Annotated in this window: 23 protein-coding genes and 1 tRNA gene; 15 read left to right on the top strand and 9 right to left on the bottom strand. The window is 58.1% G+C overall.

Annotated elements, in window-relative coordinates; all coding sequences use genetic code 11:
- Window positions 1-29: 29 nt before the first annotated feature.
- On the bottom strand, window positions 30-1,274 hold the full coding sequence (locus ACJ8IJ_RS05525; RefSeq protein WP_442518341.1) for a DUF1479 domain-containing protein: 1,245 nt from the start codon (window positions 1,272-1,274) through the stop codon (window positions 30-32).
- 168 nt (window positions 1,275-1,442) lie between these two features.
- On the opposite strand from ACJ8IJ_RS05525, the gene ACJ8IJ_RS05520 reads away from it, so the two are divergent.
- The 3 genes from ACJ8IJ_RS05520 (at window position 1,443) to ACJ8IJ_RS05510 (ending at window position 3,966) form a co-directional block, all read left to right on the top strand.
- The gene (locus tag ACJ8IJ_RS05520) at window positions 1,443-1,982 is read left to right on the top strand and encodes a GNAT family N-acetyltransferase (RefSeq protein WP_280631341.1); all 540 of its coding nucleotides are present in this window, start codon (window positions 1,443-1,445) and stop codon (window positions 1,980-1,982) included.
- Window positions 1,983-2,101: 119 nt separating this feature from the next.
- Window positions 2,102-3,331, top strand: a complete 1,230-nt coding sequence (gene alaC, locus ACJ8IJ_RS05515; protein WP_004936329.1) for an alanine transaminase — start codon at window positions 2,102-2,104, stop codon at window positions 3,329-3,331.
- Between the two features lie 110 nt (window positions 3,332-3,441).
- On the top strand, window positions 3,442-3,966 hold the full coding sequence (locus tag ACJ8IJ_RS05510; RefSeq protein ID WP_015378645.1) for a cytochrome b: 525 nt from the start codon (window positions 3,442-3,444) through the stop codon (window positions 3,964-3,966).
- Between the two features lie 66 nt (window positions 3,967-4,032).
- Here the strand turns inward: ACJ8IJ_RS05510 and ypdK are convergent, their stop codons facing one another.
- Window positions 4,033-4,107, bottom strand: a complete 75-nt coding sequence (ypdK, locus tag ACJ8IJ_RS05505; RefSeq protein WP_099782600.1) for a membrane protein YpdK — start codon at window positions 4,105-4,107, stop codon at window positions 4,033-4,035.
- A gap of 543 nt (window positions 4,108-4,650) precedes the next feature.
- Window positions 4,651-5,103 (bottom strand): hypothetical protein, encoded by a 453-nt coding sequence (locus ACJ8IJ_RS05500; RefSeq protein ID WP_280631342.1) that lies wholly within the window; start codon window positions 5,101-5,103, stop codon window positions 4,651-4,653.
- Between the two features lie 581 nt (window positions 5,104-5,684).
- Between ACJ8IJ_RS05500 and pgaA the strand changes: the two genes are divergently transcribed.
- Genes pgaA through pgaD form a run of 4 tightly spaced genes read left to right on the top strand, consistent with a single transcriptional unit; the run spans window position 5,685 to window position 11,926 of the window.
- Window positions 5,685-8,141 (top strand): poly-beta-1,6 N-acetyl-D-glucosamine export porin PgaA, encoded by a 2,457-nt coding sequence (gene pgaA / locus ACJ8IJ_RS05495; RefSeq protein ID WP_442518340.1) that lies wholly within the window; start codon window positions 5,685-5,687, stop codon window positions 8,139-8,141.
- A 10-nt stretch (window positions 8,142-8,151) separates the two neighbouring features.
- Window positions 8,152-10,158, top strand: a complete 2,007-nt coding sequence (gene pgaB / locus ACJ8IJ_RS05490; RefSeq protein ID WP_442518339.1) for a poly-beta-1,6-N-acetyl-D-glucosamine N-deacetylase PgaB — start codon at window positions 8,152-8,154, stop codon at window positions 10,156-10,158.
- Window positions 10,155-11,489, top strand: a complete 1,335-nt coding sequence (gene pgaC, locus ACJ8IJ_RS05485; protein WP_015378640.1) for a poly-beta-1,6-N-acetyl-D-glucosamine synthase — start codon at window positions 10,155-10,157, stop codon at window positions 11,487-11,489. The genes pgaB and pgaC overlap by 4 nt, the downstream gene beginning before the upstream one ends.
- On the top strand, window positions 11,486-11,926 hold the full coding sequence (gene pgaD, locus ACJ8IJ_RS05480) for a poly-beta-1,6-N-acetyl-D-glucosamine biosynthesis protein PgaD (RefSeq protein ID WP_016926824.1): 441 nt from the start codon (window positions 11,486-11,488) through the stop codon (window positions 11,924-11,926). Before pgaC ends, pgaD begins: the two co-directional genes overlap by 4 nt.
- On the opposite strand, the gene ACJ8IJ_RS05475 is transcribed toward pgaD, so the two are convergent.
- A complete protein-coding gene (locus ACJ8IJ_RS05475; protein ID WP_442518338.1) occupies window positions 11,923-12,378 on the bottom strand; it encodes a DUF805 domain-containing protein in 456 nt (151 codons plus the stop codon). The two genes, pgaD and ACJ8IJ_RS05475, sit on opposite strands and share 4 nt — an antisense overlap.
- Before the next feature lie 285 nt (window positions 12,379-12,663).
- Between ACJ8IJ_RS05475 and mltB the strand changes: the two genes are divergently transcribed.
- Window positions 12,664-13,752, top strand: a complete 1,089-nt coding sequence (mltB, locus tag ACJ8IJ_RS05470) for a lytic murein transglycosylase B (RefSeq protein ID WP_015378637.1) — start codon at window positions 12,664-12,666, stop codon at window positions 13,750-13,752.
- 56 nt (window positions 13,753-13,808) lie between these two features.
- Here the strand turns inward: mltB and ACJ8IJ_RS05465 are convergent, their stop codons facing one another.
- A complete protein-coding gene (locus tag ACJ8IJ_RS05465; protein ID WP_015378636.1) occupies window positions 13,809-14,960 on the bottom strand; it encodes a porin in 1,152 nt (383 codons plus the stop codon).
- Between the two features lie 396 nt (window positions 14,961-15,356).
- Between ACJ8IJ_RS05465 and ACJ8IJ_RS05460 the strand changes: the two genes are divergently transcribed.
- From ACJ8IJ_RS05460 to ACJ8IJ_RS05450, 3 genes are read left to right on the top strand one after another with little or no spacing between them, the layout of a single operon-like run.
- Entirely contained in the window at window positions 15,357-15,647 is a 291-nt protein-coding gene (locus ACJ8IJ_RS05460) for a hypothetical protein (protein ID WP_015378635.1), read from the top strand.
- Window positions 15,648-15,693: 46 nt separating this feature from the next.
- Entirely contained in the window at window positions 15,694-16,617 is a 924-nt protein-coding gene (locus ACJ8IJ_RS05455; RefSeq protein ID WP_044030759.1) for a DMT family transporter, read from the top strand.
- Window positions 16,618-16,620: 3 nt separating this feature from the next.
- On the top strand, window positions 16,621-16,923 hold the full coding sequence (locus ACJ8IJ_RS05450) for a hypothetical protein (protein ID WP_049189250.1): 303 nt from the start codon (window positions 16,621-16,623) through the stop codon (window positions 16,921-16,923).
- Window positions 16,924-16,934: 11 nt separating this feature from the next.
- Here ACJ8IJ_RS05450 and dsdC read toward each other — a convergent pair whose 3' ends face one another.
- From dsdC to ACJ8IJ_RS05435, 3 genes are all read right to left on the bottom strand, one after another.
- A complete protein-coding gene (gene dsdC / locus ACJ8IJ_RS05445) occupies window positions 16,935-17,864 on the bottom strand; it encodes a DNA-binding transcriptional regulator DsdC (RefSeq protein ID WP_004936301.1) in 930 nt (309 codons plus the stop codon).
- A 466-nt stretch (window positions 17,865-18,330) separates the two neighbouring features.
- The gene (locus ACJ8IJ_RS05440; protein WP_004936297.1) at window positions 18,331-18,582 is read right to left on the bottom strand and encodes a CsbD family protein; all 252 of its coding nucleotides are present in this window, start codon (window positions 18,580-18,582) and stop codon (window positions 18,331-18,333) included.
- 134 nt (window positions 18,583-18,716) lie between these two features.
- The gene (locus ACJ8IJ_RS05435; RefSeq protein ID WP_033632462.1) at window positions 18,717-20,213 is read right to left on the bottom strand and encodes a helix-turn-helix transcriptional regulator; all 1,497 of its coding nucleotides are present in this window, start codon (window positions 20,211-20,213) and stop codon (window positions 18,717-18,719) included.
- A 228-nt stretch (window positions 20,214-20,441) separates the two neighbouring features.
- Here ACJ8IJ_RS05435 and ACJ8IJ_RS05430 point away from each other — a divergent pair, with 228 nt between their 5' ends.
- The 4 genes from ACJ8IJ_RS05430 (at window position 20,442) to ACJ8IJ_RS05415 (ending at window position 24,435) form a co-directional block, all read left to right on the top strand.
- Window positions 20,442-21,413, top strand: a complete 972-nt coding sequence (locus tag ACJ8IJ_RS05430) for a hypothetical protein (RefSeq protein ID WP_088381821.1) — start codon at window positions 20,442-20,444, stop codon at window positions 21,411-21,413.
- Window position 21,414: 1 nt separating this feature from the next.
- The gene (locus ACJ8IJ_RS05425) at window positions 21,415-21,636 is read left to right on the top strand and encodes a hypothetical protein (protein WP_004936288.1); all 222 of its coding nucleotides are present in this window, start codon (window positions 21,415-21,417) and stop codon (window positions 21,634-21,636) included.
- Between the two features lie 703 nt (window positions 21,637-22,339).
- Window positions 22,340-23,140, top strand: coding sequence for a helix-turn-helix domain-containing protein (locus tag ACJ8IJ_RS05420; protein ID WP_021505596.1), 801 nt, complete (start codon window positions 22,340-22,342; stop codon window positions 23,138-23,140).
- A 20-nt stretch (window positions 23,141-23,160) separates the two neighbouring features.
- The gene (locus ACJ8IJ_RS05415) at window positions 23,161-24,435 is read left to right on the top strand and encodes a lactonase family protein (RefSeq protein ID WP_442518337.1); all 1,275 of its coding nucleotides are present in this window, start codon (window positions 23,161-23,163) and stop codon (window positions 24,433-24,435) included.
- Between the two features lie 93 nt (window positions 24,436-24,528).
- Here ACJ8IJ_RS05415 and ACJ8IJ_RS05410 read toward each other — a convergent pair.
- A tRNA-Arg gene (locus ACJ8IJ_RS05410) sits at window positions 24,529-24,603 on the bottom strand.
- Between the last annotated feature and the right edge of the window lie 57 nt (window positions 24,604-24,660).

Raw genomic sequence — 24,660 nt, 5'->3', positions numbered from 1 at the left:
CGAGAAAGGCCCGTGGCTCAGGCTGGCGGTCAGCGCATGCCGAGCTGCGTTTTGCCCAGCGGCGTCAGCAACTCGACGGTGGCGCGGCCGTCAAAATCCACTTCGAAGTCGTCGGGAGCGAAGTCCGGCGGCGTTCTGCCGTCGATAAAGCTCGGCAGTTGGCGCTGCAGGTAGGCGTCGTTTTTCGCGCAGCCCGGCGCGGCGGCGATGTACATCACGTTGCTGTCGAACTCGCCGTTATGCTCGTTCTCCACCGCGTGGATCACGTCGCAATGCCAAAATACCGTGTCGCCTGGCTCCAGATCGGGAATAGGGGAAATCCCACTTAATAAAAGGGGATGCCATTTTTCCGAGATCGACAGCGCGCGGCCCGGTGCCGCATCGCACAGATCGTCGTCGGCGACGTCGTCCTGCAGCGCGCGCAGCAACACATAGGCCATGGCGTTGGCGATCGGCACCAGGTTCAGCGTGCCGGCGTTGGTGCGTTGCGGCGTCAGCGCCGTCCAGCCCTGGAAGGTGCGGAACATCGAGCAGACTGCCGGGGAGGCTATTTCGCGCACTTCGGTGCGGCCGTCGGCGGCAAAGGGATCGTACTGCTGCCAGTCGCCGGAGAACACGTGGCGATACACATAGCGGAAATTCTCGTCCAGCCAGCGCTCGATGGTGCCGCTGTCGACGTGCGGCGACAGGCCCAGCGACGAGGAGTTCGGCGGGCGGCGGCGGGTGCGATCGGCGTAGGTGGCGACGCGGGTCGGATCGAAATGCTGCTTGCCGTTGCTTTCGGTGGCCCACAGGCTGTTGAGGAACACCTGCACCGCATGCATGCGCGCATCCTGCCGCGCTTCGACCTGCGGCTTTGACCAATAGATGCCATAAATCTGTGGCTTGCTGGCGGCCAGCTTGCCGAAATAGTTGTCTTCGGCAGCGTTTTTCAACCGCTCGACGAAGTTGTTGCGCTCGAGATAGTCGCCGATTTCCCGGTTCCAGCCTTCGGCCTTGGCGCGCGGAAACACGCCGCGAATGGCGCAGGCGCCGCGCTGCTTGATCAGCGCTATCTGTTGATCGCTGATGCGCTGCTGCAGGATATCTTCCGCGTCGATCTGCGGCACCGGATTATGGCCGGCGGCCAGCTCGCGGCGGATCTGGTCGACCTGGCCGCGGATGTTCTCCTCCAGCGCCAGAAAAACTTCGCGGTAGTTCGGCAAGGCCTGGCGCAGCTGGCGCTTGACGTTAACGATCGTCTGCGGAATATCGTCGATGACTAAAGAGGCCATGGTGTTCTCCTGGTGCCGCGTGAGTCACTGCGGCGGACGGTTGTAGGGAATCGGGCAAGACGTTATGGTTTTGTAGTTTTAACGTGAATGATTATCGGCAACCAATCGGGGAAAATAAAGAGATATCTTTCATTCGTAAGTTCCTCTTTTTCGTTTTTCGGAGATTTTATGAAGCTGGTCACTGAACGCTTGTACTTACAGTCGATAACCGCCGAGGACTGGCCGCTGTTTCTGCGCCTTTACCAGGATCCCGAGGTGATCCGTTACATCTCCGATCCGCGCAGCGAAGCGGAGATCCGCGCACGGTTCGAAGAGCGCCTGCCGGCCTGGGACAAACACGGCGATCAGTGGCTGTGTCTGGTGATGCGTGAGAAGCACAGCGGGGAGGCGGTGGGCATTACCGGCTTTCGCCCGCAGTGGCTGCCGTATCGGCAGGCGGAGGTGGGATATGGCAGTTTGCCCTCCGGCCAGGGCAAGGGCTATGGCAAGGAGTCGCTGCGGGCGGTGCTGGATTTTGCGGTGAACGCCTGCGGTTTTCACAAGCTGACCGCTACCGTGACCTCCGGCAACCTCGCCTCGCGCGGCCTGCTGGAGTCGTGCGGTTTTCAGCTGGAAGGCACGCTGCGCGATAATTTCCGCCTGGCGGGAGAGTGGCGCGACGACTGGCTGTTCGGGCTGTTGGCGGCGGAGTTTCAGGGCGGCAAATAAAAATATCGCGCCGGGTATCGACAAGCTCGCCGGCGCTGCGCTATGTTCGATATTCGGTCAGTTCGCTGGCCAGCGTCGCTCGGACGGTCCGGGCGCTAACGTTTATCGAGGAATCCCCTATGGCTGATAACAGTCCACAGCGCCGTTTTACGCGCATTGAACGTCTTCCCCCTTACGTATTCAACATCACCGCCGAACTGAAGATGGCCGCACGCCGTCGCGGTGAGGATATTATTGATTTCAGCATGGGGAACCCCGACGGCCCGACGCCGCCGCACATCGTGGAAAAACTGTGCGCCGTCGCCCAGCGCGACGACACCCACGGTTACTCCACCTCGCGCGGCATTCCGCGCCTGCGCCGCGCCATCTCGCGCTGGTATGCCGATCGTTATCAGGTGGATATCGATCCGGAAAGCGAAGCCATCGTCACCATCGGTTCGAAAGAGGGGCTGGCGCACCTGATGCTGGCGACCCTCGATCACGGCGATACCGTGCTGGTGCCGAACCCCAGTTACCCGATCCACATTTACGGCGCGGTGATCGCCGGCGCCCAGGTGCGTTCGGTGCCGCTGGTGGACGGCGTGGATTTCTTCAGTGAACTGGAGCGCGCCATTCGGGAAACCATTCCGCGCCCGAAAATGATGATCCTCGGCTTCCCGTCCAACCCGACCGCGCAGTGCGTGGAGCTGGATTTCTTCGAGCGGGTGGTGGCGCTGGCCAAACAGTACAACGTGCTGGTGATCCACGACCTGGCCTATGCCGACATCGTCTATGACGGCTGGAAAGCGCCGTCGATCATGCAGGTGCCGGGGGCGAAAGACATTGCGGTGGAGTTCTTCACCCTGTCGAAAAGCTACAACATGGCCGGCTGGCGCATCGGTTTCATGGTCGGCAACCCTGAGCTGGTCAGCGCGCTGGCGCGCATCAAAAGTTATCACGACTACGGCACCTTCACGCCGCTGCAGGTGGCGGCCATCGCCGCGCTGGAAGGCGATCAGCAGTGCGTGCGCGATATCGCTGAGCAGTATCGGCAGCGCCGCAACGTGCTGGTGAAGGGGCTGCACGAGGCCGGCTGGATGGTGGAAAACCCGAAGGCGTCGATGTACGTGTGGGCGAAAATTCCCGAGCCTTATGCCCACCTCGGTTCGCTGGAGTTCGCCAAGCGCCTGCTGGCGGAAGCCAAGGTCTGCGTCTCGCCGGGCATCGGCTTCGGCGACTACGGCGATACCCACGTGCGCTTCGCGCTGATCGAGAATCAGGATCGTATCCGCCAGGCGGTGCGCGGCATCAAGGCGATGTTCCGCGCGGACGGGCTGCTGAAGCCGGGCAAAGCCGGCAGCGCCAAATAACCCTGTCAGGCCGGGCGTTCGCCCGGCCTTATTTTTTCCGTCCCAAGGTTTTCTTCATTATTTCCCCATTATGCTCATCTACGCTGAATTTTATTTTTTGGATAGAGTGTATGAGCAACCGCTACGCGCGATCGCAGATCGTTTTACATTGGCTGACGCTGCTGATGGTGATCCTCACCTATGCGGCGATGTTGCTGAAAGATTCGGTGCCGGAGGCGTGGGCGCCGATGGTCAAAAATCTGCATTTCAACTTTGGGGTATCGGTCTTTGCCCTGATGCTGATTCGGTTGGCGGTGCGCTCTTTCCACGCTGCGCCGCCAACCACGCCTCCGCTGGAGGAGTGGCAGGAGGTAGGCGCGAAGATTTTCCATTGGCTGCTGTACGTGGTCTTCCTGATGTTGCCGCTGCTGGGCATGTTAACCCTGGCCTACGGCGGGAAATCGTGGTCTTTGCTGGGCTGGCCGATGCCGCAGTGGGTGACGCCGGATCCGGTGATGCGCAAGCTGGTCAAAACGGTGCATGAGACGCTGGCAAACGTTGGCTACTTTATCATTGGCGCGCATGCGCTGGCGGCGCTGTATCACCACTACCTGCGCAAGGACGACACCCTGCGCCGCATGATGCCGGGCAAATGAGCGCTAGCCGAAACGACAAAGGGACGCTTGCGCGTCCCTTTGCCTGTGTTCCTGGTGTGGCTGCTGTCAGGCAACCATCAACATGAAGGTGCCAACCCAGGCAACCAGCATGAATGACACGCCCATCAAAAAATATTTCACTGAACAACTCCTGTCTGGAGTCCTCGCCAGCAATGATCCCGATTGTTGTGCTGAGTATTTTATGGGCAACCTGCTTGTCGGGCGGATTCTTCCAAGCGAAAGAACAACGTCCTCGAGCGCGGGTTGTCCGGTTGTCGCGCCTCATGCTCCGTGAGGTAAAATCCGAACCGCGACAGGATCGGCGCTAATGTACTCTCAATACTGGTCTGATTTCAATACTGTGTTTTTGATCACAATTTTAGGCTGTTTTTTGAACAGGGCGCGCTGTTTTATAACGCTTTTTATAAGCAAGCGACAGGAAGTAGCCCGCCGTGTGGCGGGCTTTAAAATCGGGTATTGCAATACGGTGGCAGGCGCTCAGGCGACGGCGTTGATGCCGGTCGCCAAAATGACCCAAAAAACGAGACAAGACAGCAGAATAACGGCCCAAATATGACGGCGACTCCACTCCATTTTTAGCCTTCGTTGTTGCGACAAGTGATTAGGTAGCCATCATATCGGCGCAAAACGGGGGAAATTTAGCCCCCTTGGATAATATTTCGCTTACCTGCCGCTAACTGATTGGCAAACTTCACTTATCGTCACGCGCACTTCGTAGCCCAGCAGATACAACGCCTGCTCCAGCGCTTCCACCTTCGAGGCGTAGCCGATATCCAGCAACCGCTCCATTTGCCCGCCGTTGAAACCCAGCTTGCGCGCCAGCGCCGCTTTGCCGGTGTTTTTGCGCAGCATGGCGTTGTGCAGTTCGATCTTCAGCGCCACCAGCGCCGGCAGATGTACCCTCAAGTCATCGGTTTGCAGCGGGGAAGGAGCAGGCAGGGGCAGCCCTTCATCCATCGCGGCGGCGATGGCGGCCAGCAGGCTTTCCTGCGCTTCCAGCTCGATGTCTTCGCGTTTATAGCAGGCAGATTGCCACTCGGGGAAGTCGTGGAAACCGATCTGCCAGGCGTCGCTGTCGCTATCGAAGGTGTAATGGGCGGGGTAGTGGCTGTACATGGCAATCCCTGATTGAAACCAGAATGAGGCGCTATTGTGACGGCATGCTCGGGAGATAGCCAGCATGAATGTATCCGTGGGAGAATTTAAATTGAATTGAATAATTATTAGCAGGCAAATTTAATTTTCGTGTTAACAATAATCTTGTTATTTTCTCCAACAAGGCAGGTTATTTAATTGGATGTTTGGATTAATATTCCTGTCGATCGGTGATAATGAGAATTAAAATCAAATATCACACCGGTTTTTATACAATTTCACACGAAAGAGTGAAATTAAGAATATTGGTCATTAATGTGTTTTATCTTATTGATTTATATTATTTTAGTTTTTGTTATTTCACTTGTTGATAATTGTGAAATTCCAGTTTCAGGCAGATATCACCTGGCTGCGGTATTCATTGGCGGATTTATAAAATACTCTTTTTAGGCAAAGGCGCATTCGATTCTATTTAAGCGTGCGCCAGACAGAAATATTCATTACTCCATGCTTATTACCCGGCGGCTCTAGCCGACTTTTCGGGTGCCTGCTCGCATTTCTACTTTGCCAGGACAGCAGCTCACGGATTAAAGGAATACCTCGTGCCTAAAGTTAACTCGCGTTCATTACGCTTTACCGAACGCCACGCCACCAAATATGCGGCGTCATTGCTGTTTATCGGTTTATCCCTGCCGGCCACCGCGCTGGCGGATGAACGCTATGACGCGCTGATCCGTCAGGCCAGATCGGGCGATACCGCGCCGGTGCTGGCGTATTTATCGCAGCGGCGCGCTCAGGAGGGGTTGAGCCTGCAGCAGCGAGCCGATTATATCCAGGTGGCCGGGTGGGCCGGCCACGATGAAGAGGTAGTCGCGCTTTGGCGTGCCGACGGCGCCGCGCTGCAGCGGGATAGCGCCAGTCTGGCGACGGCGGCTCGCGCCTATCGCAACCTGAAGCAGTGGCAACCATCGCTGCGCCTGTGGCGTACGGCGTTGCAGCTCGCTCCCGCCGACGGCGGCTTACAGCGTGGCTATGTGATGACGCTGGCGGATGCCGGGCAGGATGCGCAGGCGCAAACGGAGGCGGCCAAAGCGGAGAAGCTGCTGGAGCCGGCGACGTGGTATCTGACGCGCGCCTATGTGGACCAGGCCGCCGGCCGCAGCTGGGCGGCGCTGGAAAACGCCACTCATGCCCGCGCGCTGGCGCCGTCCGACACCGGTATTCAGGCTTATTACGTGACGCTGCTGGCGGCGAATCGGGTCGCGGATCCGGCGCTGCGTGAAAGCCAGGGGCTGGCATTGCCGCCCGCGCAGCAGCGGCGCCTGCAGGCGGATGAAGCCGCCGAACTGGTGCGGCTGTCGTTTATCGATGCTCGCGGCGAACAAGAACGTTTCGTCATCGCCGATCGCGCGCTGGCGCGCTATGACCAATTGCTGACGCAGTGGCGGCCGCTGCCGGAGGCGCAGGACAGCTACCAACAGGCGCGTGTCGATCGCCTGGGCGCGCTGCTGGCGCGCTATCGAATGGCCGACGTGGTGAGCGAGTATCAAACCTTGCAGGCGGAAGGGCGCACGGTGCCGGATTATGCGCAGCGCTGGGCGGCGTCCGCCTACCTCTATCTGCAGCAGCCGGACAAGGCGCAGGCCATTTTCGGCCGGCTGAACGCCGCCGCGCCGCAGGCGGTGACCGCCGAAGACGAGACCGATCTGTTTTACGCGCAGGCGGAGAACGAACGCATCGATCAGGCGGCGCTGCTGGCGCAGCGCGTCAGCCAGCGCTATCCCTACGCGACCCACCTGTACCAGCTGCCGACGCTGGCCTACAACGATGATTGGCTGGTCGGCCAATCGCTGCTGGCGCAGTCGCGGGTTTATCAACGCGATCTGGCCGAGGCCGAACGGCAGCTGACCCATCTGGCGCGAACGGCGCCGGGCAATCAGGGTCTGCGCATCTCCTTGGCCAGCGTTTATTTGGCGCGCGGCTGGCCGCGTCGCGCCGAGGAGGAGTTGAAACAGGTGGAAGGGCTGGAGCCGCGCAGCCTGCCGTTGGAGATCCAGCAGGGCTATGTCGCGCAGGCGTTGCAGGAGTGGCGCCAACTGGATTTGCTGGCCGACGACGTCATCCAGCGCGCGCCGGAAAGCGTCGCCGCTCAGCAGCTTGAACGTTCGCGCCGCATTCACCATATGTCTGAACTGCGCATCAGCGGCAATCAGGGCATCGATTCTGACGGGCCGGTCAGCGGCAGCCACGATTTCGGCATACACGCCGCACTCTATTCACCGCCGATCGGCGACAACTGGCGGCTGTTCACCGGCTGGGGATTCAACACCGGCCAGTTCGACGAGGGCAAGGGCATCAACCGCGATCTCAGCGCCGGTGCCGAGTGGCGCTCGCGCGATCTGTGGCTGGAAGCCGAGGTGGCCAACCGCAACTACGGCCACGGCAATGAGCTCGGCCTGCGCCTCTCATCCTGGTATGACCTGAATGATCAATGGCGCCTCGGCGGTTCGGTGGCGCGCCTGTCGGCCGAGACGCCGCTGCGCGCGTTGACCAACGGCATCAGCGCCAACGGCGGCAACCTGTGGCTGCGTTGGCAGCAGAGCGAAAGCCGCGAGCTGCGCGCCAGCGTGGCGCCTTCGCACTTCTCGGACGGCAACAACCGGCTGGAATACGGCCTGGAAGGGCGGCAACGGCTGCTCGCCGGCGCCCGTTATCGGCTGGACATGAACCTGACGCTGTCCGGCAGCCGCAACAGCCAGGAGAACGTGCCGTATTACAACCCGAAGCGCGACTTCACGCTGCTGCCGTCGTTAACGCTCGATCACACCCTGTATCGCCATTATCAGACCGAGTGGAGCCAGCAGTTCCAGGCCGGCGCCGGCAGCTATTGGCAGCGGGACTATGCGCGCAAGCCGATCACCCAGCTGGGTTACGGCCAGCGCGTCAGCTGGAACGGAGTGCTGGACGCCGGCGTGATGCTGCAGTTTGAGAAGCATCCGTACGACGGCAAACGCGAGCGGAACATCGGCGTGACGTTTGATCTGAATTATCGTTTTTAAAGGAATCATCATGCTTATTCGATCCTCGCTTTTAGTGCTGGCCGCGTTGCTGACCACCGCCTGCAGTCAGGCGGACGTACCGCGCTTCACGCCGCCGGCGGAGCGAACCGTGGGGCCAATGGAACGCCCGTGGCCGGCCAACCGCTACGCGGTGCTGGCGTATCACGACGTGGAAGACGGCGCGGCGGACCAGCGCTACATGTCGGTGCGCACCAGCGCGCTTAACGAACAGTTCGCCTGGCTGAAGCAAAACGGCTATCAGCCGGTGTCGGTCGAGCAGATCCTGCAGGCGCAGAACGGCGGCCCGGCGTTGCCGAACAAGGCGGTGCTGCTGACTTTCGACGACGGCTACCGCAGCTTCTACAGCCGGGTATTCCCGTTGCTGAAGGCCTACAACTGGCCGGCGGTGCTGGCGCCGGTCGGCGTTTGGCTGGATGCGCCGGCCGACAAGCCGGTCGATTTCGGCGGCCTGATGACGCCGCGCGATCGCTTCCTCACCTGGCAGCAGGTGCGGGAAGTGTCGGACTCCGGGCTGGTGGAGATCGGCGCGCATACCTACGCCTCGCATTATGGCGGCATCGCCAACCCGCAGGGCAATACCGAACCGGCGGTCGCCAATCGGCTGTACGACGCCAAGCAGGGCCGCTATGAAAGCGAGACGGAATACCGCCAACGCATCGAGAAGGACGTGGCGTTGATCACCCGGCGCATCACCGCCGCCACCGGTAAGGCGCCGCGCGTGTGGGTCTGGCCGTACGGTGCGGCCGGCGGCGTGGCGCTGGATATCGCGCGCAAGCGCGGTTACCGCATGGCGCTGACGCTGGAGAACGGGCTGGGAGACGTCAACGCGCCTGAGAACGTGCCGCGCATGCTGGTGGCCGGCAATCCGTCGCTGACGAGCTTCGCCCAGCAGCTGACGCAGATACAGAACCGGCAGATCATGCGGGTGGTGCACGTCGATCTCGACTACCTCTACGATCCCGATCCGCAGCAGCAGGCCAAAAACCTCGACAAGCTGATCCAGCGCATCTACGACCTGCGCATCAATACCGTTTTCCTGCAGGCGTTCGCCGATCCAAAAGGCGACGGCAACGTGCGCGAGCTCTATTTCCCCAACCGCTGGCTGCCGATGAAGGCCGACCTGTTTAACCGGGTCTCCTGGCAACTCTCTTCGCGCACCGGCGTGGCCGTGTATGCCTGGATGCCGGTGCTGGCGTTCGAGCTGGGGTCTGACGTGCCGCGCGTACAGCGCCTCGATCCGCAAAGCGGGCAGCTGTCGGTAGACGACAAGCAGTATCGTCGCCTGTCGCCGTTCAGTCCGGTGGCGCGCCAGCGCATCGGTGAGATCTACGAGGATCTGGCGGCCCACGCCACTTTCAAAGGGATCCTGTTCCACGACGATGCGCTGCTGTCGGACTTCGAAGATGCCGGCCCCGACGCCGTTGCGGCCTATCGCCAGGCCGGCTTCGCCGATTCGGTGGCGGCGATTCGTCAGGATCCGCAGGCGATGGCGCGCTGGACGCGCTTCAAGAGCCGGGCGCTGATCGACTTTACCCAGTCGCTGGCCGAACGGGTGCGGGCGATCCGCGGTCCGCAGGTGCAAACCGCGCGCAATATTTATGCGATGCCGGTACTCGATCCCGCCAGTGAAGCCTGGTTCGGCCAGAATTTAGCGGATTTCCTGCAGGCCTACGACTGGGTAGCGCCGATGGCGATGCCGCTGATGGAAAACGTGCCGCGCGCCGACAGCGGCCGCTGGCTGGATCAACTGGTGGGCAAAGTGGCCGCTTACCCCGGCGCGCTCGATAAAACGGTGTTTGAGTTGCAGGCTGTCGACTGGCGCAAGGAGCGCCGGATCAGCCTGGATGACGGTCAACTGCTGGCCGAATGGATGCGTCGCCTGCAGCGCAATGGCGCTCAGAGCTTTGGTTATTACCCCGACAACTTCCTCGACGATCGGCCTAAGCTGGACGCCGTTCGCCCGGTGTTGTCCTCAGCCTGGTTCCCACTGCCATGACCGATCGTTTAATTGCCTTATTTATCCTGTGTCTGGTGTTGAGCGTGCCTTTCGGCATCGTCCTGCTGTTTACCGGCGAAATGCTGCTCAACTTCGTGTTCTTCTGGCCGTTGTTCATGTCCGGCATCTGGATCGCCGGCGGCATCTATTTCTGGCTGCATCGCGAGCGGCATTGGCGCTGGAGCCCGGACATGCCCGCGCCGGCGCTGCCGGGCAACCCGTCGATCAGCGTGCTGATCCCCTGTTTCAACGAAGGGTTGAACGCGCGTGAAACCATTTCGGCGGCGATGGCGCAGCGCTATGACAATATCGAAGTGATCGCCATCAACGACGGCTCCAGCGATGACACCGCCGAGGTGTTGGACCAGTTGACGCTGGAGTTCCCCCGGCTGCGAGTGATCCATCTGGCGCAAAATCAGGGCAAGGCGATCGCGCTGCAGGCGGGCGCCGCGGCGGCGCGCAGCGAGTATCTGGTGTGCATCGACGGCGATGCGCTGCTGGATCGCGATGCGGCAGCCTATTTGGTGGCGCCGCTGTTGGCCAATCCGCATGTCGGCGCGGTGACCGGCAATCCGCGTATCCGCACGCGCTCCACGCTGATCGGCCGCATCCAGGTCGGTGAGTTTTCGTCGATCATCGGCCTTATCAAGCGCACGCAGCGCGTTTATGGCCGCCTGTTCACCATCTCCGGCGTGGTCGCGGCGTTTCGTAAGCAAGCGCTTACCGATGTCGGTTACTGGAGCCAGGACATGATCACCGAAGACATCGACATCAGCTGGAAGCTGCAGCTGAAGCACTGGGCTATCTTCTTCGAACCGCGAGCGCTGTGCTGGATCCTGATGCCGGAGACCTTGCGCGGGCTATGGAAGCAGCGCCTGCGCTGGGCGCAGGGCGGCGCCGAGGTGTTTTTAAAGAATCTGCGCAACCTGTGGGCCTGGGAGCACCGGCATATGTGGCTGCTGTTCGCCGAGTATTGCCTCTCCACGCTGTGGGCGTTCACTTACCTGGTCAGCGTGCTGATTTTTCTGGTTGGACTGGCGATACCGCTGCCGGAGGGCATCCGCATTCACTCGCTGCTGACGCCGGCGTTTACCGGCCTGGTGCTGGGCGTGGTGTGCTTGCTGCAGTTCACCGTCAGTCTGCTGCTGGAGAAGCGCTATGAGAAGGGCTTTGGCCGCTCGTTGTTCTGGATCATCTGGTATCCGCTGGTGTATTGGCTGCTCAGCTTGCTGACCACGCTGGTGGCGTTTTCCAAAGTGATGTTGAAAGCTCGGCGCGGGCGTGCGCGCTGGATAAGCCCCGACCGGGGCATTGGGAGGATCAAAGAATGACGGACGTCCTGATTTATTCCGAGCGCGGCCTGCTGCCGCGCATGGTAGACAGCCTGCTGACGCTTTTCGCCTGGTGCGGCTTTCTTTATCTGTTCAGCCGCGGCCTGATGTCGGTGATGGATCAGCACGGGGTGGGCTCCGCCCTGTCGCTGCTGGAAGTGATCTCGCTGTATATCATTGTGGCGTTGTTCAATGCCGTCACTCTGATCGCCTGGGCCAAATACAACCAGTATTTCTCCCGTCGCAGGGCGGCCGACCGCTGGCGGAAACAGCAACAGAACACCCACATCGGCTATATCACGCCGGAGCTGACCCGGCAGTTGCGGCGTTTGCCGATCGCCGTGGTGTCCCACAACAGCGGCGGCGGTATCAGCCAGGTTAGCGGCAGGCTGACGGCGGCCGAACCGGCAGCGAACAAGGTGGTGCAGCTGCGTTAATCGTCAGCGTTGCCGTCCGGCTTGCGGCGCAGCCCGCCCGGCGGCAACAGCAGGGCGCAGATCATCCCCGCCAGACTGAACAGCGGCAGCCAGCGCGCCACCGGGCCGGGAGAGTAATTGTTCAGCACCGAACACACATAGCACGCCACGGCCAGCGCCCAACCGGGCAGGCCGATATCGTTGAGCCGAAACGCGGTTTTGGCCATAAACCACGCCACCAGGCCAAAACAGAACAGCGCCCACACCATGATGCACAGCAGATACAGCAGCACCGAGACGAATTCCTCGGTATCGCCGTGCGCATGGGCGCGAAAATGGTTTTTATCCAGATAGGTCGACAGAAACGACAGTAGCACGATGCCAACGGCGAAGATCGCCAGCGAAAAAACAAAGGGTTTGCGCGAGATGCGCCCACGATAAAGGTCTTTGGCGAGTTGTCCGAGAGAGTCCATCACAATCCGTTGTCGTAATCATTGACCGCCCGGCGGTGGCCGGATGGCAAGCAGCCGGGCATTTTATCGGGGTAAATGCGGGCGTCAAGGTGATAATTTTTCTCATTTAGTTGCGGTTGATATTCCACGCGGCCGTATCGGGCGTCCCTTCACCGTGCAAAACGTCACAATTTGGCACGTTTGGCTACCTGGCGCGGTAATTGGCGGCATAATCCTGTTTGTTCGCGTTGAACAATGCATTAACATAACTCCCACTTATCTCTTGCATGGCTATATGGATATCCGATGCGTCACCTGGTTGCGCTTTTACCGCTGATTACCTTGCTTGCTGCCTGTAGCAGCACGCCGAAACCCAGTACCACCGCTACGCCGCAGAGCACCCCGGTAAAGGGCGGCTTTTTGCTGAGCCCGGCGCACAGCGGCGCGCCGCTGGGGGGGGATTTCGCCAATAACCCGAATACCGCGCGCTTTATCGATAAGATGGTGCAGGAACACGGCTTTGATCGGCAGCAGCTGCACGACGTGCTGGCGCAGGCACGGCGTTTGGATTCGGTGCTGCGGCTGATGGACAGGCAGGCGCCGACGCCGTCTACCCAGGGCCCAACCGGGCCGAACGGTTCCTGGCTGCGCTACCGCAACAAGTTCATCACCCCGGATAACGTGCAAAACGGCGTGGTGTTCTGGAATCAATATCAGGATGCGCTGCAGCGCGCCTGGCAGGTGTACGGCGTGCCGCCGGAGATCATCGTGGGGATTATCGGCGTGGAGACCCGCTGGGGCCGCGTAATGGGTAAAACCCGCATTATCGACGCGCTGGCGACGCTGGCCTTCAACTACCCGCGCCGCGCCGATTACTTCGCCGGTGAGCTGGAAACCTTCCTGCTGATGTCGCGCACCGAAGGCGACGATCCGCTCGAACTGCGCGGCTCCTTTGCCGGCGCGATGGGCTATGGGCAGTTCATGCCTTCTTCCTTCAAAAGCTATGCGGTCGACTTCAACGGCGATGGGCATATCAACCTGTGGGATCCGGTCGATGCCATCGGCAGCGTGGCCAATTACTTCAAGGCGCACGGCTGGTCCAAAGGCGAACCGGTCGCCATTCAGGCCAACGGCCAGGCGCCGGGGCTGGAAAACGGCTTCAAGACGCGCTACTCGGTTGCCGCGCTGGCGGAAGCCGGCCTAAGCCCGCAGGGCTCGCTCGGCGATAATCAGGAAGCCAGCCTGCTGCGGCTGGACATCGGCACCGGCTACCAGTATTGGTATGGCCTGCCGAACTTCTACGTTATCACCCGTTATAACCACAGCACCCATTACGCCATGGCGGTATGGCAGCTGGGCGAGGCGGTCGGGCGCTCGGCGCGCGGCGGCTTCTGACGCTGCGTCAATAACGAAAAAGGCCGCTTGCGCGGCCTTTTTTGCGTTCAGAGCAATCAGAAATCGTAGCGCAGACGCACCACGGTCATATCGCCGAGGTTGTCGGTGCTCGATGTCAGCACGTGCTCCACGTCAACGCGGAAACCGTAGTCAAACTGCACGGTAACCCCGAGGCCGTTGTCGATGCGCTGGTAGTTGCGGCCGGTGATGTATTCCAGGCGATCGCCCATGAAGTACGGCATCACCGATTTCACCGCGTACTGGCCAACCGGCACGGTATAACCGGCCAGGTATTCGATACCCCATGCGTCGCCGGCGAAGTAATTATTGATGTCGGCTTTCTTGGTGGTCAGGAAGTCGTTGTAGTAACCGCCGCCGAAGGTGAGGGTCCAGTTGTCCGGTTTCCAACTGATGGCGGTACCGAAAATGTTCTGGTCATAGCTCTTGCTGCCGCTGGTGGACGGATTGCGCATTTCGGCGCGGGTGTAGTTCCAGGCGGTGCCCCAGGTCAGATCCGGCGTAATGTGGTAATCCACGCCCAGTGAGCCGCCGCCTTTGCGCTTGTAGCGCAGGCCGTTGCCCGGCAGATAGTCGCTGTCGCTGAACAGGTACGAAGCGTAAACGTCCGCATCGCCGAAGCGGTTCTTGTACTTCAGCATTTTGCGTGAGCGGTAAGAGCCGTCGTAGTCACCGTTGATGCCGTTGCCCGGTGCCTGGGCCAGCATGTCGTAGTCCCAGATATCGGTTTTGGCGCCCACTACGTCATAATAAACGCTGTTCTGTTGACCGAAGGTCATCTGGCCCCAGGTGTTGCTTTTCAGGCCGGTGTACAGCATGCGGCGGCTGGTGTTTCTCGCGCCGTCGGCATAGTGGTGATCCCAGTCGAACAGCGCCGGAATGTTCACGCCCAGCTCGTAGTAGCTGATCCAGCTGATATCGTCGAACAGGTAGTAGTCCGCCGCGAAACGGAAGCGGGTGCCGCCGTCGAAGCCGTTACGCTTGTAGGAGCCCTTGTCACCGTCGCCCGTCATGTTGTTGAACTGCGGACGGATACTGCCGCCAACGGTGAAGTTCAGGCGGCTGAGCGGATCGCCAGCCTGCGGATCCTGCTTCAGCAGGGTGATTTCCGCCTGAGCGGCGAACGACGCGCTGCCGATCGCCAGACCCAGCGCCACCGCTTGAGTCAATACGCGCAATTTCATTGCCATGTGTTATCCCTGTTTTATGTATGACCGCCCCATCAGCGCCGCCATGCCGATGTTTTGCGCAGAACGCTGCGTTTTCACGCATTTTGACGGTTTTTTTGGTGTTTTAGCGGCGGGCGGCATTTGTAACATAAACGGTAAAATAAATAATTACTTTTCTTGCTAATTATTGGCCGGTTTTTGACCATTTCGTGCGGTGAAAAGGGCCGCTTTTCATGCCTTTCGATTCGGATGAATTCATCTAACGCCAAGGTTTATATTTTTCATTTGTCAGTCATCGGCGTCAGCCTGTAATTTTATCCGTGCAAGAGATAATTAATTAAAGCCTGTCACCGCCGTATTAACGTTAGCCGCTTTCTGCGTAATCGGTCGGCAGGAATAAGCGATTGGGAGGTCGCCATGAGGAATCTGTTAATGTTGTTGGTGGGGCTGTTTTCATTACCGGCGATGGCGGCGGAATCGCACGTTTGTCATTCTCAAGCTTATGATTATGCAGAGGTTAGTAAGCTCAGATTGTCTGACGACACCCTGTTTTCCTGCCGCGGCGTGGGGCGCCTGACGATCCCGGAACTGGCGCGCAAAGGATGGAAGGTGATTCATTTGGCGCAGCAAACTGAATATACCGACTCTGTCGACAGCGACGGCGAGGTTATTAAACTTTATCAGGAAATCGTGGTGTATAAAGAATAACGCGACGGCAGCCTGTTATTATTTCAACGGCGACGAGAACCCTATTATGAATGCAAGAATCGGTATTGACGGCAGGGCTGCCGCCGCCATGGTGATGCTTTGCGCTATCTGGGGAATGCAGCAGGTGGCGATCAAGGCTGCCGAGGCGGATGTGTCGGCGGTGCTGCAAATTGCCATTCGTTCGGGGCTCGCCGCGCTGGGGGTATACCTGTTGGCGCGTTGCCGCGGCGAGTGTTTCACCTGGGATCGCGCCACGCTGAGCGCCGGTCTGAGCGTGGGAGCATTGTTCGCGCTGGAGTTCTTTTTTGTCTCCGAAGGGCTGCGCTATACCAGCGCCTCGCATATGGCGGTGTTTTTGTACACCGCGCCGCTGTTTTCTGCCCTTGGCCTGCATTTCCTGAATCGTCAGGAGCGTCTGTCGCCGGTGCAGTGGCTGGGCATGCTCATCGCCTTTGGCGGTGTGGTGCTGGCCATATCGGGCATGGCCGAGGGCAGCGGCGGGGCCGATCGGCTGAAAGGCGATTTCTATGGCCTGCTGGCGGGGATCGCCTGGGGCGGTTCTACCCTGGTGATCCGTACCACGCGCCTGGCGGAGTGCCCGGCCAAACAGACGCTGCTGTTCCAGTTGACGGGCGCCTGTGTGCTGCTGTCGCTGCTGGCGCTGGCGACGGACAATTTGCACGTCGTCCTGAGCCCCGTGGCCTGGAGCAGCCTGTTGTTCCAAACGGTGATCGTGTCGTTTTTCAGCTACCTGATCTGGTTTTCACTGTTGCGCCGTTATCAGGCTTCCTCGCTGGGCATTCTCACCTTTATGACGCCGGTATTCGGCATCCTGGCGGGGGCCGTCATTCTCGGCGAACCGTTGCAAATTGAATTTGTATTGGGTGCTGTGTTGATCGTACTGGGGTTAATCGTAGTGAGTTGTTCATATCTTATTTATGTTGACCGAAGGGTGGCACCAAAAATATAAATTATGGATGTTGATGTACAGAACTACCAAATAAGCTGCGAAAGCCAATTCATTATTCAGCTGCAAATATCCCGCTATGCCTGGGGCGTGCCGCTGATTACGCTCAGCGATAACGGTGATTTTACCGTGATAAGAAGCCGAGGCTGGTCGAGGTTGGCTAATGGGATGCAATTGGAGGTTTATTATTTTGCCAATAATTCTCTGCTGGCCTGGGATAAAAACCGCAAATATATCTCTTATTCAAAGGCCGGCCGACTCTACGCCTGCGCGCTGCATTTTTCTTATTCCCCCAAAGTATGGCGATAATCCTCTGGCCATCAGACCAGAGGGGAGATTTTCATGATCCACTGCTTAAACGCGAGGATCTTCGGCCACTGCCGCTCGGAGATGGTCGAGGTAAAATAGCAGTGCTCGCAGGGCACGGTCATGTCGGTGAACGGAATGATCAGTTCGCCGCTTTTGATCCAGTCCTGCACCAGATTGAGCCGCCCCATGGCGACGCCAAGGTGCCGCGTCGCGGCCAGCACGGCAAGATCGGAACGGTCGAACTCCATGCTTTTACTGTCGGTATCCAGCCCCAGCGCAAAGTGTTGCGACCAGGTTTGCCACTCATCTTCGCCGGAGTTGTAGCGATCGTGCAGCAGCGTGCAGTGGGCCAGGTTTTCCGGCGCATCGTACAGGTTATGCGTGGCGGCGTACTGCGGCGTGCAGATCGGCACCATTGATTCCTGCATAAAGGCTTCGTCCAGATGCCGCCCCGAGGGCAGTTTGCCGAAGTACATCGCCAGATCCACGCCGCGGTTGGCCAGGTTGATGATTTCCTGCCCGGTCAGAATATTGAGGTGAATGGTGGGGTGCTGGGCGATAAAGTCACCGATGCGCGGCAGCAGCAGACATTGCACCAGGGACGGGTGCGAGTAGAGGGTCAAGGTCCCCGTCAACTCGCGATTTTTGATGTCCAGGATTTCCTGATTCAAGGTGTTGAAGGAGCTGTCCAGCGCCCATTGCATGCGCTCGCCCTCCGGCGTCAGCGTAATTCTGCGATGAAAGCGTTGGAATAGCAGAAACCCCAATTCCTTTTCGAGCAAATTAATGCGGTGGCTCACGGCACTGGGGGTGATCGACAATTCTTGCGCCGCCAGCGCAAAAGATAAATGACGGGCGACGCATTCGAAAGTATGCAGCCGGGAAAATTGATAGCTGGTCAGCGGTGTCGCCCGCTGCGAATGTTTTTTACTGGGGAACATGCTATTTCTCCATGCGCATAATCCGGCAATATTAACATTTAATGGCGCGGAGGATAAACCCAGGCTGATTGATATATTCAGTTTTTACGCTGAGAAATATCGTTATGTTGCAGGGAAATTAACTGGCTTGCATAACAACCGGAAATAACAGACGGTGGGCGCGTTGAGTGAGAGGGTGATGATAATCTGCAATAGGACGAATATAATAAAAAGACGTGCCGTATAAGCAGCGAGTAAAGACGGTGTGCGACAGCCTGAACGATAAAGGCTCATGTTCCCTGCGGGATATAGCGGTTTCACCGCGATAATTCGTCGCATGGCGACACAGAATACGCGTTAATCCCAGCGGCAAACGAGCGTAGGCATCAATCGATAATACTGCCTCCCTCAGGCCGATAGAACCGCGCCCGGTGGCTACCCACCGGGCGCGGCATTCAGGGAAAAGCGGTTTGTTCGCCGGCGCGTATCAACGGCGGCGCAGCAGCAGGCCGGTCAACAGGCCTGCGCCGGCAATGAGGGCCAATGCGGCGAGGGGGTTTTTCTTCATCATGTTGCCGGCGCAGCTCAGGGCATCGCCGTATTTTTCTTGCAGCACGCCCGCTGCCTGGCGCGCGGCGCCTTCGGCCTGCAAACGTTCGTTGCCGGTGACGTCGCCCGCGATTTCCTGCGCCTTGCCCGCCACTTTTTCCATCATGCCATTGGCTTTTTCGCTGTTCATTGTGATGCGCTCCTAAGGTTCGATCCGTTTGGCTTCCGCACAGGACGGAAGCCTGCATTTGCACCGCCATGTTATGCACTTCACTTTTGGCCTATAAGGGGCGTTTGCATCGGTTTGGGTAGTGCATTTGCAGGCTACTTGCCATTCCTGAAGGCCAGCCCACCGGTAAACAGCCCGCGTTCTCTGGCCCAGACGATGGCTTCGCTGCGGCTATGCACGCCGAGTTTGGAATAGACCGTCGCGACATGGTTGCGGATGGTGTTGAGCGCCAGATTGAGACGCGCCGCGATTTTCTTGTCCGGCAGCCCCTCGCAAATCAATTCCAGTACATCGCGCTCGCGTGGCGTGAGATCGCTGGCGGTAAATCCAGCTTGGTCGGGCCGGTTGATGCTTTTCACGTTGGCCAGTTTTTCGATCAGGGTTTGGCTGAACCAGGAGGCGTCCTGCATCACTTCTTCGATGGCGCTTACCAGCTCCAGCTCCGAGCGTTTGCGTTCGGTAATGTCCATGAGCACCAGCAGATAACAGGGCGCATTGTGGATGCTGACGGCATCCGCCGAGGCCACACAGTCAATCGACTCGCTCCCTTTCTTGCGCACCCGGATGTCCAGCCCTTCGACGTTGCCGCTTTTTTCCAGGGCGGCAAACAAACGGCGGTTCGCCTCCGGATCGTCAATAAACGGGATCTCTCCGACCGTCTTGCCGATCAAGTCTTCGGCGTCGTACTCGGTGGTGCGGGTGAAGGCTTCGTTGACATCCAGCACGCGCCGCTCGTGCGCGGTACATAACAACGTCGGCACCGGGCTCAGGCGAAATGCCTTGGCAAACCGTTCTTCACTTTCTCGCAGCGCCGATTCCGCCTGGCGCCGGGGTTCGAGATCGGTAAACGTGAACAGCATGCAGTCGTCTTCATTGATATCCAAGGGTTGGCCGGCAACCACCACCAGCTTGCTTCCTCCGCCGGGCAGCTTCAGCTCGGCCTCCATCTGCGGAATGGTAGCTCCTTCCCCCAGGCGCTGAACGGCCAGTTCTTTGTGCTCCGCCTGTTCCAAAACGTCGAGTTCATAAACCGAACGCCCCATGACCTGTTCACGTTGGTAACCGGTCATATCAAGGAACCCCTGGTTGACCTTGACGTAACGCAGGTCGCTTAGCCGACAAATGACTGCCGGTGCCGGATTGGCGTTGAAGGTTTTTTCAAAGCGCTGTTCGGCGCTGGCCCACTCCGTCGCGTCGCTCAGGATCAGCGCCAGCAGCTCCGGTTGCCCCTGCGCATCGGTGATAATCAGGCTCCGCAGGCGGTGCACCCAGAAGCTGTCCGGATCGTCGACCTGCCGAACCTCCACCACCACATCGGTGAAGGTTTCGCCTTCGGCAACCCGGTTCAGCGGGTACTGTTCCAAAACCAGCGGATGATTGTTGCGATAGCGCAGGGCAAAACGCGCCGCGTACTCGCCGGCATTGGCCCCCAGAGCTTTCTGATGACTCACGCCATGCATGGTCAACGCGGCCTCGTTGGCCCATAGCAAGGTTTGATCGGTATCCGTCAGGATCACGCCGTCGGACAAGCCGGAGATGATTTGCTGCAGGTGGCCGCTGTGGGTTTCGCTGGCCAAAACGGATTGGCTCATGTGTTCTCCGCTAGACAGAAGGGGGGCGGCCTCTTAAGGGGGCCGCGGGTTACGCTATTCGCTGAGCAGCTTAGTGCATAACGTGCGTATTCGCAGGGTGTGAATGCACTAGGCATTCTGATGCAAATGAACCGGGACGGCCGACGACGCCGCGCGGCAGACTGAATTTGTCTGCGCGGTTACCCGCCGTGCGTGCAATCACTTGTCCAGAAAATATAAGGAACAACGATGACCACTGTCTATGAATCAAATCGCTTAGCGTTTCAGGTGTCATGGGGCTCGATATTGGCCGGGAGTGCCGTGGCGCTGGTGACTTATCTGACCTTCAGCGTGCTGGGCACGGCTATTGGTGCCCAGGCCGTGGATATGATGCAAAAGGGCAACCCGCTGAGCGGCTTTGGCACCGGCACCGGGATCTGGCTGCTGGTTTCAACGTTGGCATCGCTGGCCGCAGGCGCGTTCGTCGCCGGCCGCTCCGCACCGAATCGCGGCGGCTTGCATGGCTTGCTGAGTTGGGCGATCACCACCTTGTTGACCACCTGGCTGATGGTTTCATTGGCGAGCGGCGTAGTGGGGCTGGCGGGAAGCGCGGTGGGTAAAGGGCTTTCGCTAGCAGGCAGCGGCCTGGCGGCGGCAGCGCCAAACGTAGGCGAAGGCCTCAAGCAACAGCTGGATAAAAAGGGCATCAGCCTTGACTGGGGAAGCCTGGAAAATCAGTTGAACGCCACGCTTAAGCAGAGCGGTAAGCCGGAGCTGGATCCTGCTCGGTTGGAGCAGAAAGCCAATCGGGCGGCCGCCGACGGCAAACAGTCGGCCGTGGATGCCGCGGCCGATCCGGCGCAGGCCGCCACCGAGCTTAAGCAGTGGTTCGAGCGCGTCAAGCAGTCCGGTGAGCCGGCGTTGAGCGCCGCCGATAAGGACGCGCTGGTGAATATCGTTGCGGCACGCACCGGCAAGAGCCGCGATGAAGCGAGCCAAATCGTCGATAACTACGCCCAGGCTTACCAGCAGGCGGTGCAGAAGGTGGAAAAACTCAAGGCCGAGGCCGAGCAGAAAGCGCGTGAAGCGGCTGATGAAGCGGCCAAACAGCTGTCTCGCGCCGCGTGGGGTTCGCTGTTGGTGCTGCTGTTGGGCGCTGCGTTGAGCGCCGGCGTGGGGCGGATTGCCGAATCAACCCGCCGCACTGTCGCGGTAAGTTGAGATGAAAAAAAACCTGTCGTGCATCTCGCTGAATTATCGAAAAGTAGCGGGGGCCTCTGCTCCCGTGCTCGTCATCGATTTCTGCAACGAGAACAACGAGCGTTATACCCTGCGCTACAACCTGCCACCGGATACCCCGGAACGCACCGAGCGGCGGGTATCTTTGCTGCTGTACCTGTTGCGCAAGCACAGGTCCGCAGAGATCGACAATCTGGCTGATTAATCAGGCCGTTAATGAAAAGCCCAGCCTCGCGTGCTGGGTTTTTTGTTTGCGGCCGCAGGCCGTTCTGACAACAAGGCGCGGGCGAGTCGGCTCGGCATTTTACCGGGGGAGAGATGGGCGATTCATGGGAGTAGGCAGGGTTCCCAATGGGCGCGGTTTGTAAAACAGGGCATCGAGCAAGGTTTGTTAAAATATCCGTTTTCTCTGCGCAGGAACGATAAAAAAGAAACGCGCTATTGCGACGCGAGATTATTGAGACCGATGTTCAGCCTTGAGCTTATCCCTCCCGTCTTCTTTTACTGTCGGTCATACTTTATATCTCTTTCGCAGTACGTTTTATCGGCGGGCCAGGCATATAAAATGCGTTTTCATTTGTGATGATGAAATTCCTATTCGGCCATGCAATCTGGCTGTAAAAAAACACTTTAAGGTAAAACAATTAGCAAAAAGTGTGATTCTGCCTGGTGTGTCAAGTGCATCTTTGATGAGTGCACTTTACGCGAGTTGATTTTGTTTTATGGGTTTTTTGCGGAGAGATTTATATAACATGATCATTTTCAGTTATTTATGCGATAGTTTTTCCTATGCCGAAAAAAATGAATTGACAGGCTGGTTTTTTTTAGGATTAATCTTAATGACTTGGTTTGGTTGGTTAACGATTTTAATAAAAAGGACGCGAATCTTATAAAAGCAAGGAGCACATATGGATTACAGAAAAGATATTCTTTTGCAGGTGTTGGAGTATATGGAAAAGAATATTGTCGAGGGGCTGACAGTTGAAAAGGTTTCCATTATCTCAGGTTACTCTAAATGGCATTTGCAGCGGCTGTTTAAGCATTATTTTGGTATAACGCTAGGGACTTATATAAGGAATAGAAAACTGAGTCGCTCTGCTATTTTGCTCAAACAGCACCAAGGGAACATATTGGATGTCGCCCTGGCATCCGGGTTTGCCTCTCAGCAATGTTACACGCGGGCATTCAAACGTTTCTTTGGCGAAACGCCCAACAGCTTTAGAAACAGCCGGGGATGGGATTTTTCCACGCAGATCCCGCCGTATGGCAACGATAAGAAACCCTACTTCTACCACACGGTCATGCCGGATGACATTGAGATGTTAAAGCATTACAAATCACTGATTTTTCATTCTATAAGAAAATTCAGAGATACCGGCGACATTGCACGGACCAATGAAAAATGGTTAAGCAAGCAGCGGGGGGGATGTAATGTGGAAAAGAACAGGAGTAATAAATGGCATTCCAACAGCAAGGGGCAAGAGGTTTTTCATTCCATCTTTAACTTCTATATCCCTATGGGTAAATATATTGTCATTCCCTTTACGGGGGAGTTTTCAGAATATATTGACTTTTTCGATGTAATGTATGACGCTTATCTGCCTGCTATCAATGTCAAAATGCGGGAGAGCTTTTTTATAGAGTTATATAGGCAAGAGGATCTAAATGGCAAGGTTGTCAATGTCGATATACTTATTCCTGTGACATAGTGATGAGGCAAGAAGATATCATGAATAGAGAAAAACCTCTCGACTCGATTAATAAGCGCCATCCAGCTCGCTTTATGCTACCTTCTATATTGTCTGAACTTGGTCGAACAATCGTTGCCGGCTCAGGCCGGCAGGCCATTCAATTAACTGCGGTGTTAATTTTTCTCATGTTTTCAGGAAATGCGATGGCCAATAATCGGGAACATCAGCAAATAGCGTTAGTCGGTACCTGGACCCATATTCCGAATGCGCCTGCGGTGCAGAAACCGGCAAGACCCAGTGAAGGGCTCTATCGCCTGGCGGTTAATGGCGACGGCACGTTAACGCTGCTCGACGTGGTTAAAATGAACAGCCCATCGTGGATCGTAAAATCTCGCGATGGCCGTTTCGCCTATGCCACCAATGAGGAGAACGCGGGAACGGTGACCGCCTTGGCAATAGACGAAGCTGGCAGCGTGCGGGTGCTGAATACGGTGAGCAGTGCGGGCCAGCAGCCGACGCATGCCACCCTCAGTCCGGATGGCAAGTTTCTGTTTGTCGCCAACTACTCCGTCGCCAAAGGCGGCGCGGGGATGACGGTATTGCCAATTGGCAGTGACGGCAAACTGGGTGAACAGGTGCAGCATTATCCGTTTATATCAGGTTCTGGCGCCGTGCAGGGGCGCCAGGAAGGGGGCCATGCGCACTCAACCACCTTCAGCCGCGATGGTAAATATCTGTATGCGGCGGATCTCGGCGGGGACAAGCTGCACGCCTATCGCTATCGCTCGGATAGCGCACAGCCGCTGCAGGCGGATGCATCGCGCGATGTCAGCTTTGCGCCAGGCGCCGGCCCAAGGCACATGGTGTTCTCGCCGAAAGGCGAGTATGCCTATGTCATCACCGAAATGGCGGGTGAAATCGAGGTGTTTACCGTCAGCGACCATCGATTGACGCAACAAGGTAAAGTGAAACTGAACGGCGGGCAGGATTCAGCGGAGGCGAAAAGCGGCGGAGCCATTATCCTCAGCCCGAGCGGCAGATATCTTATTGCCACCAATCGCGGTGCCGATAACCATTTGCTGGTATTAAAAATTGGTGGGGATGGGCTGCCAGGGGAGACGACGCGCTATGAGGCTGGCGGCATTGAACCGCGTGCGCTCGCTTTCGATGCCACCGGCAAGCATCTTTATGTCACGAATGTGTTCACCAATACCGTTACGCTGTTCGATTTCGATGATGAGACGGGCGAGTTGAAGACCAGAGGCGAGGCGGCGACGATTGCTACGCCGACGGATATCAAGTTTTTCAATTAACGCCCATCATAACGCGCGGGGGAAATCGGATATGAGGCGTGGAGAAGGGGGATTGCGGGTGCCGATGATGGGGAATGGCTTGATAATAAATAATGGTGTCCCCGACTGGAATCGAACCAGTAACTAGCCCTTAGGAGGGGCTTGTTATATCCGTTTAACTACGGGGACGCTGCGGGCCGGCAACCGAAGCTGCCGGGGCATTATACCTTTTTTTACCCGCAGAAT

The organism is Serratia sp. CY40230 (assembly GCF_052168835.1).
Classification (GTDB): Bacteria; Pseudomonadota; Gammaproteobacteria; order Enterobacterales; family Enterobacteriaceae; genus Serratia; species Serratia nematodiphila.
The sequence above is the reverse complement of the archived record's forward strand: the minus strand, read 5'-3'. Positions and strand labels throughout refer to the sequence as shown.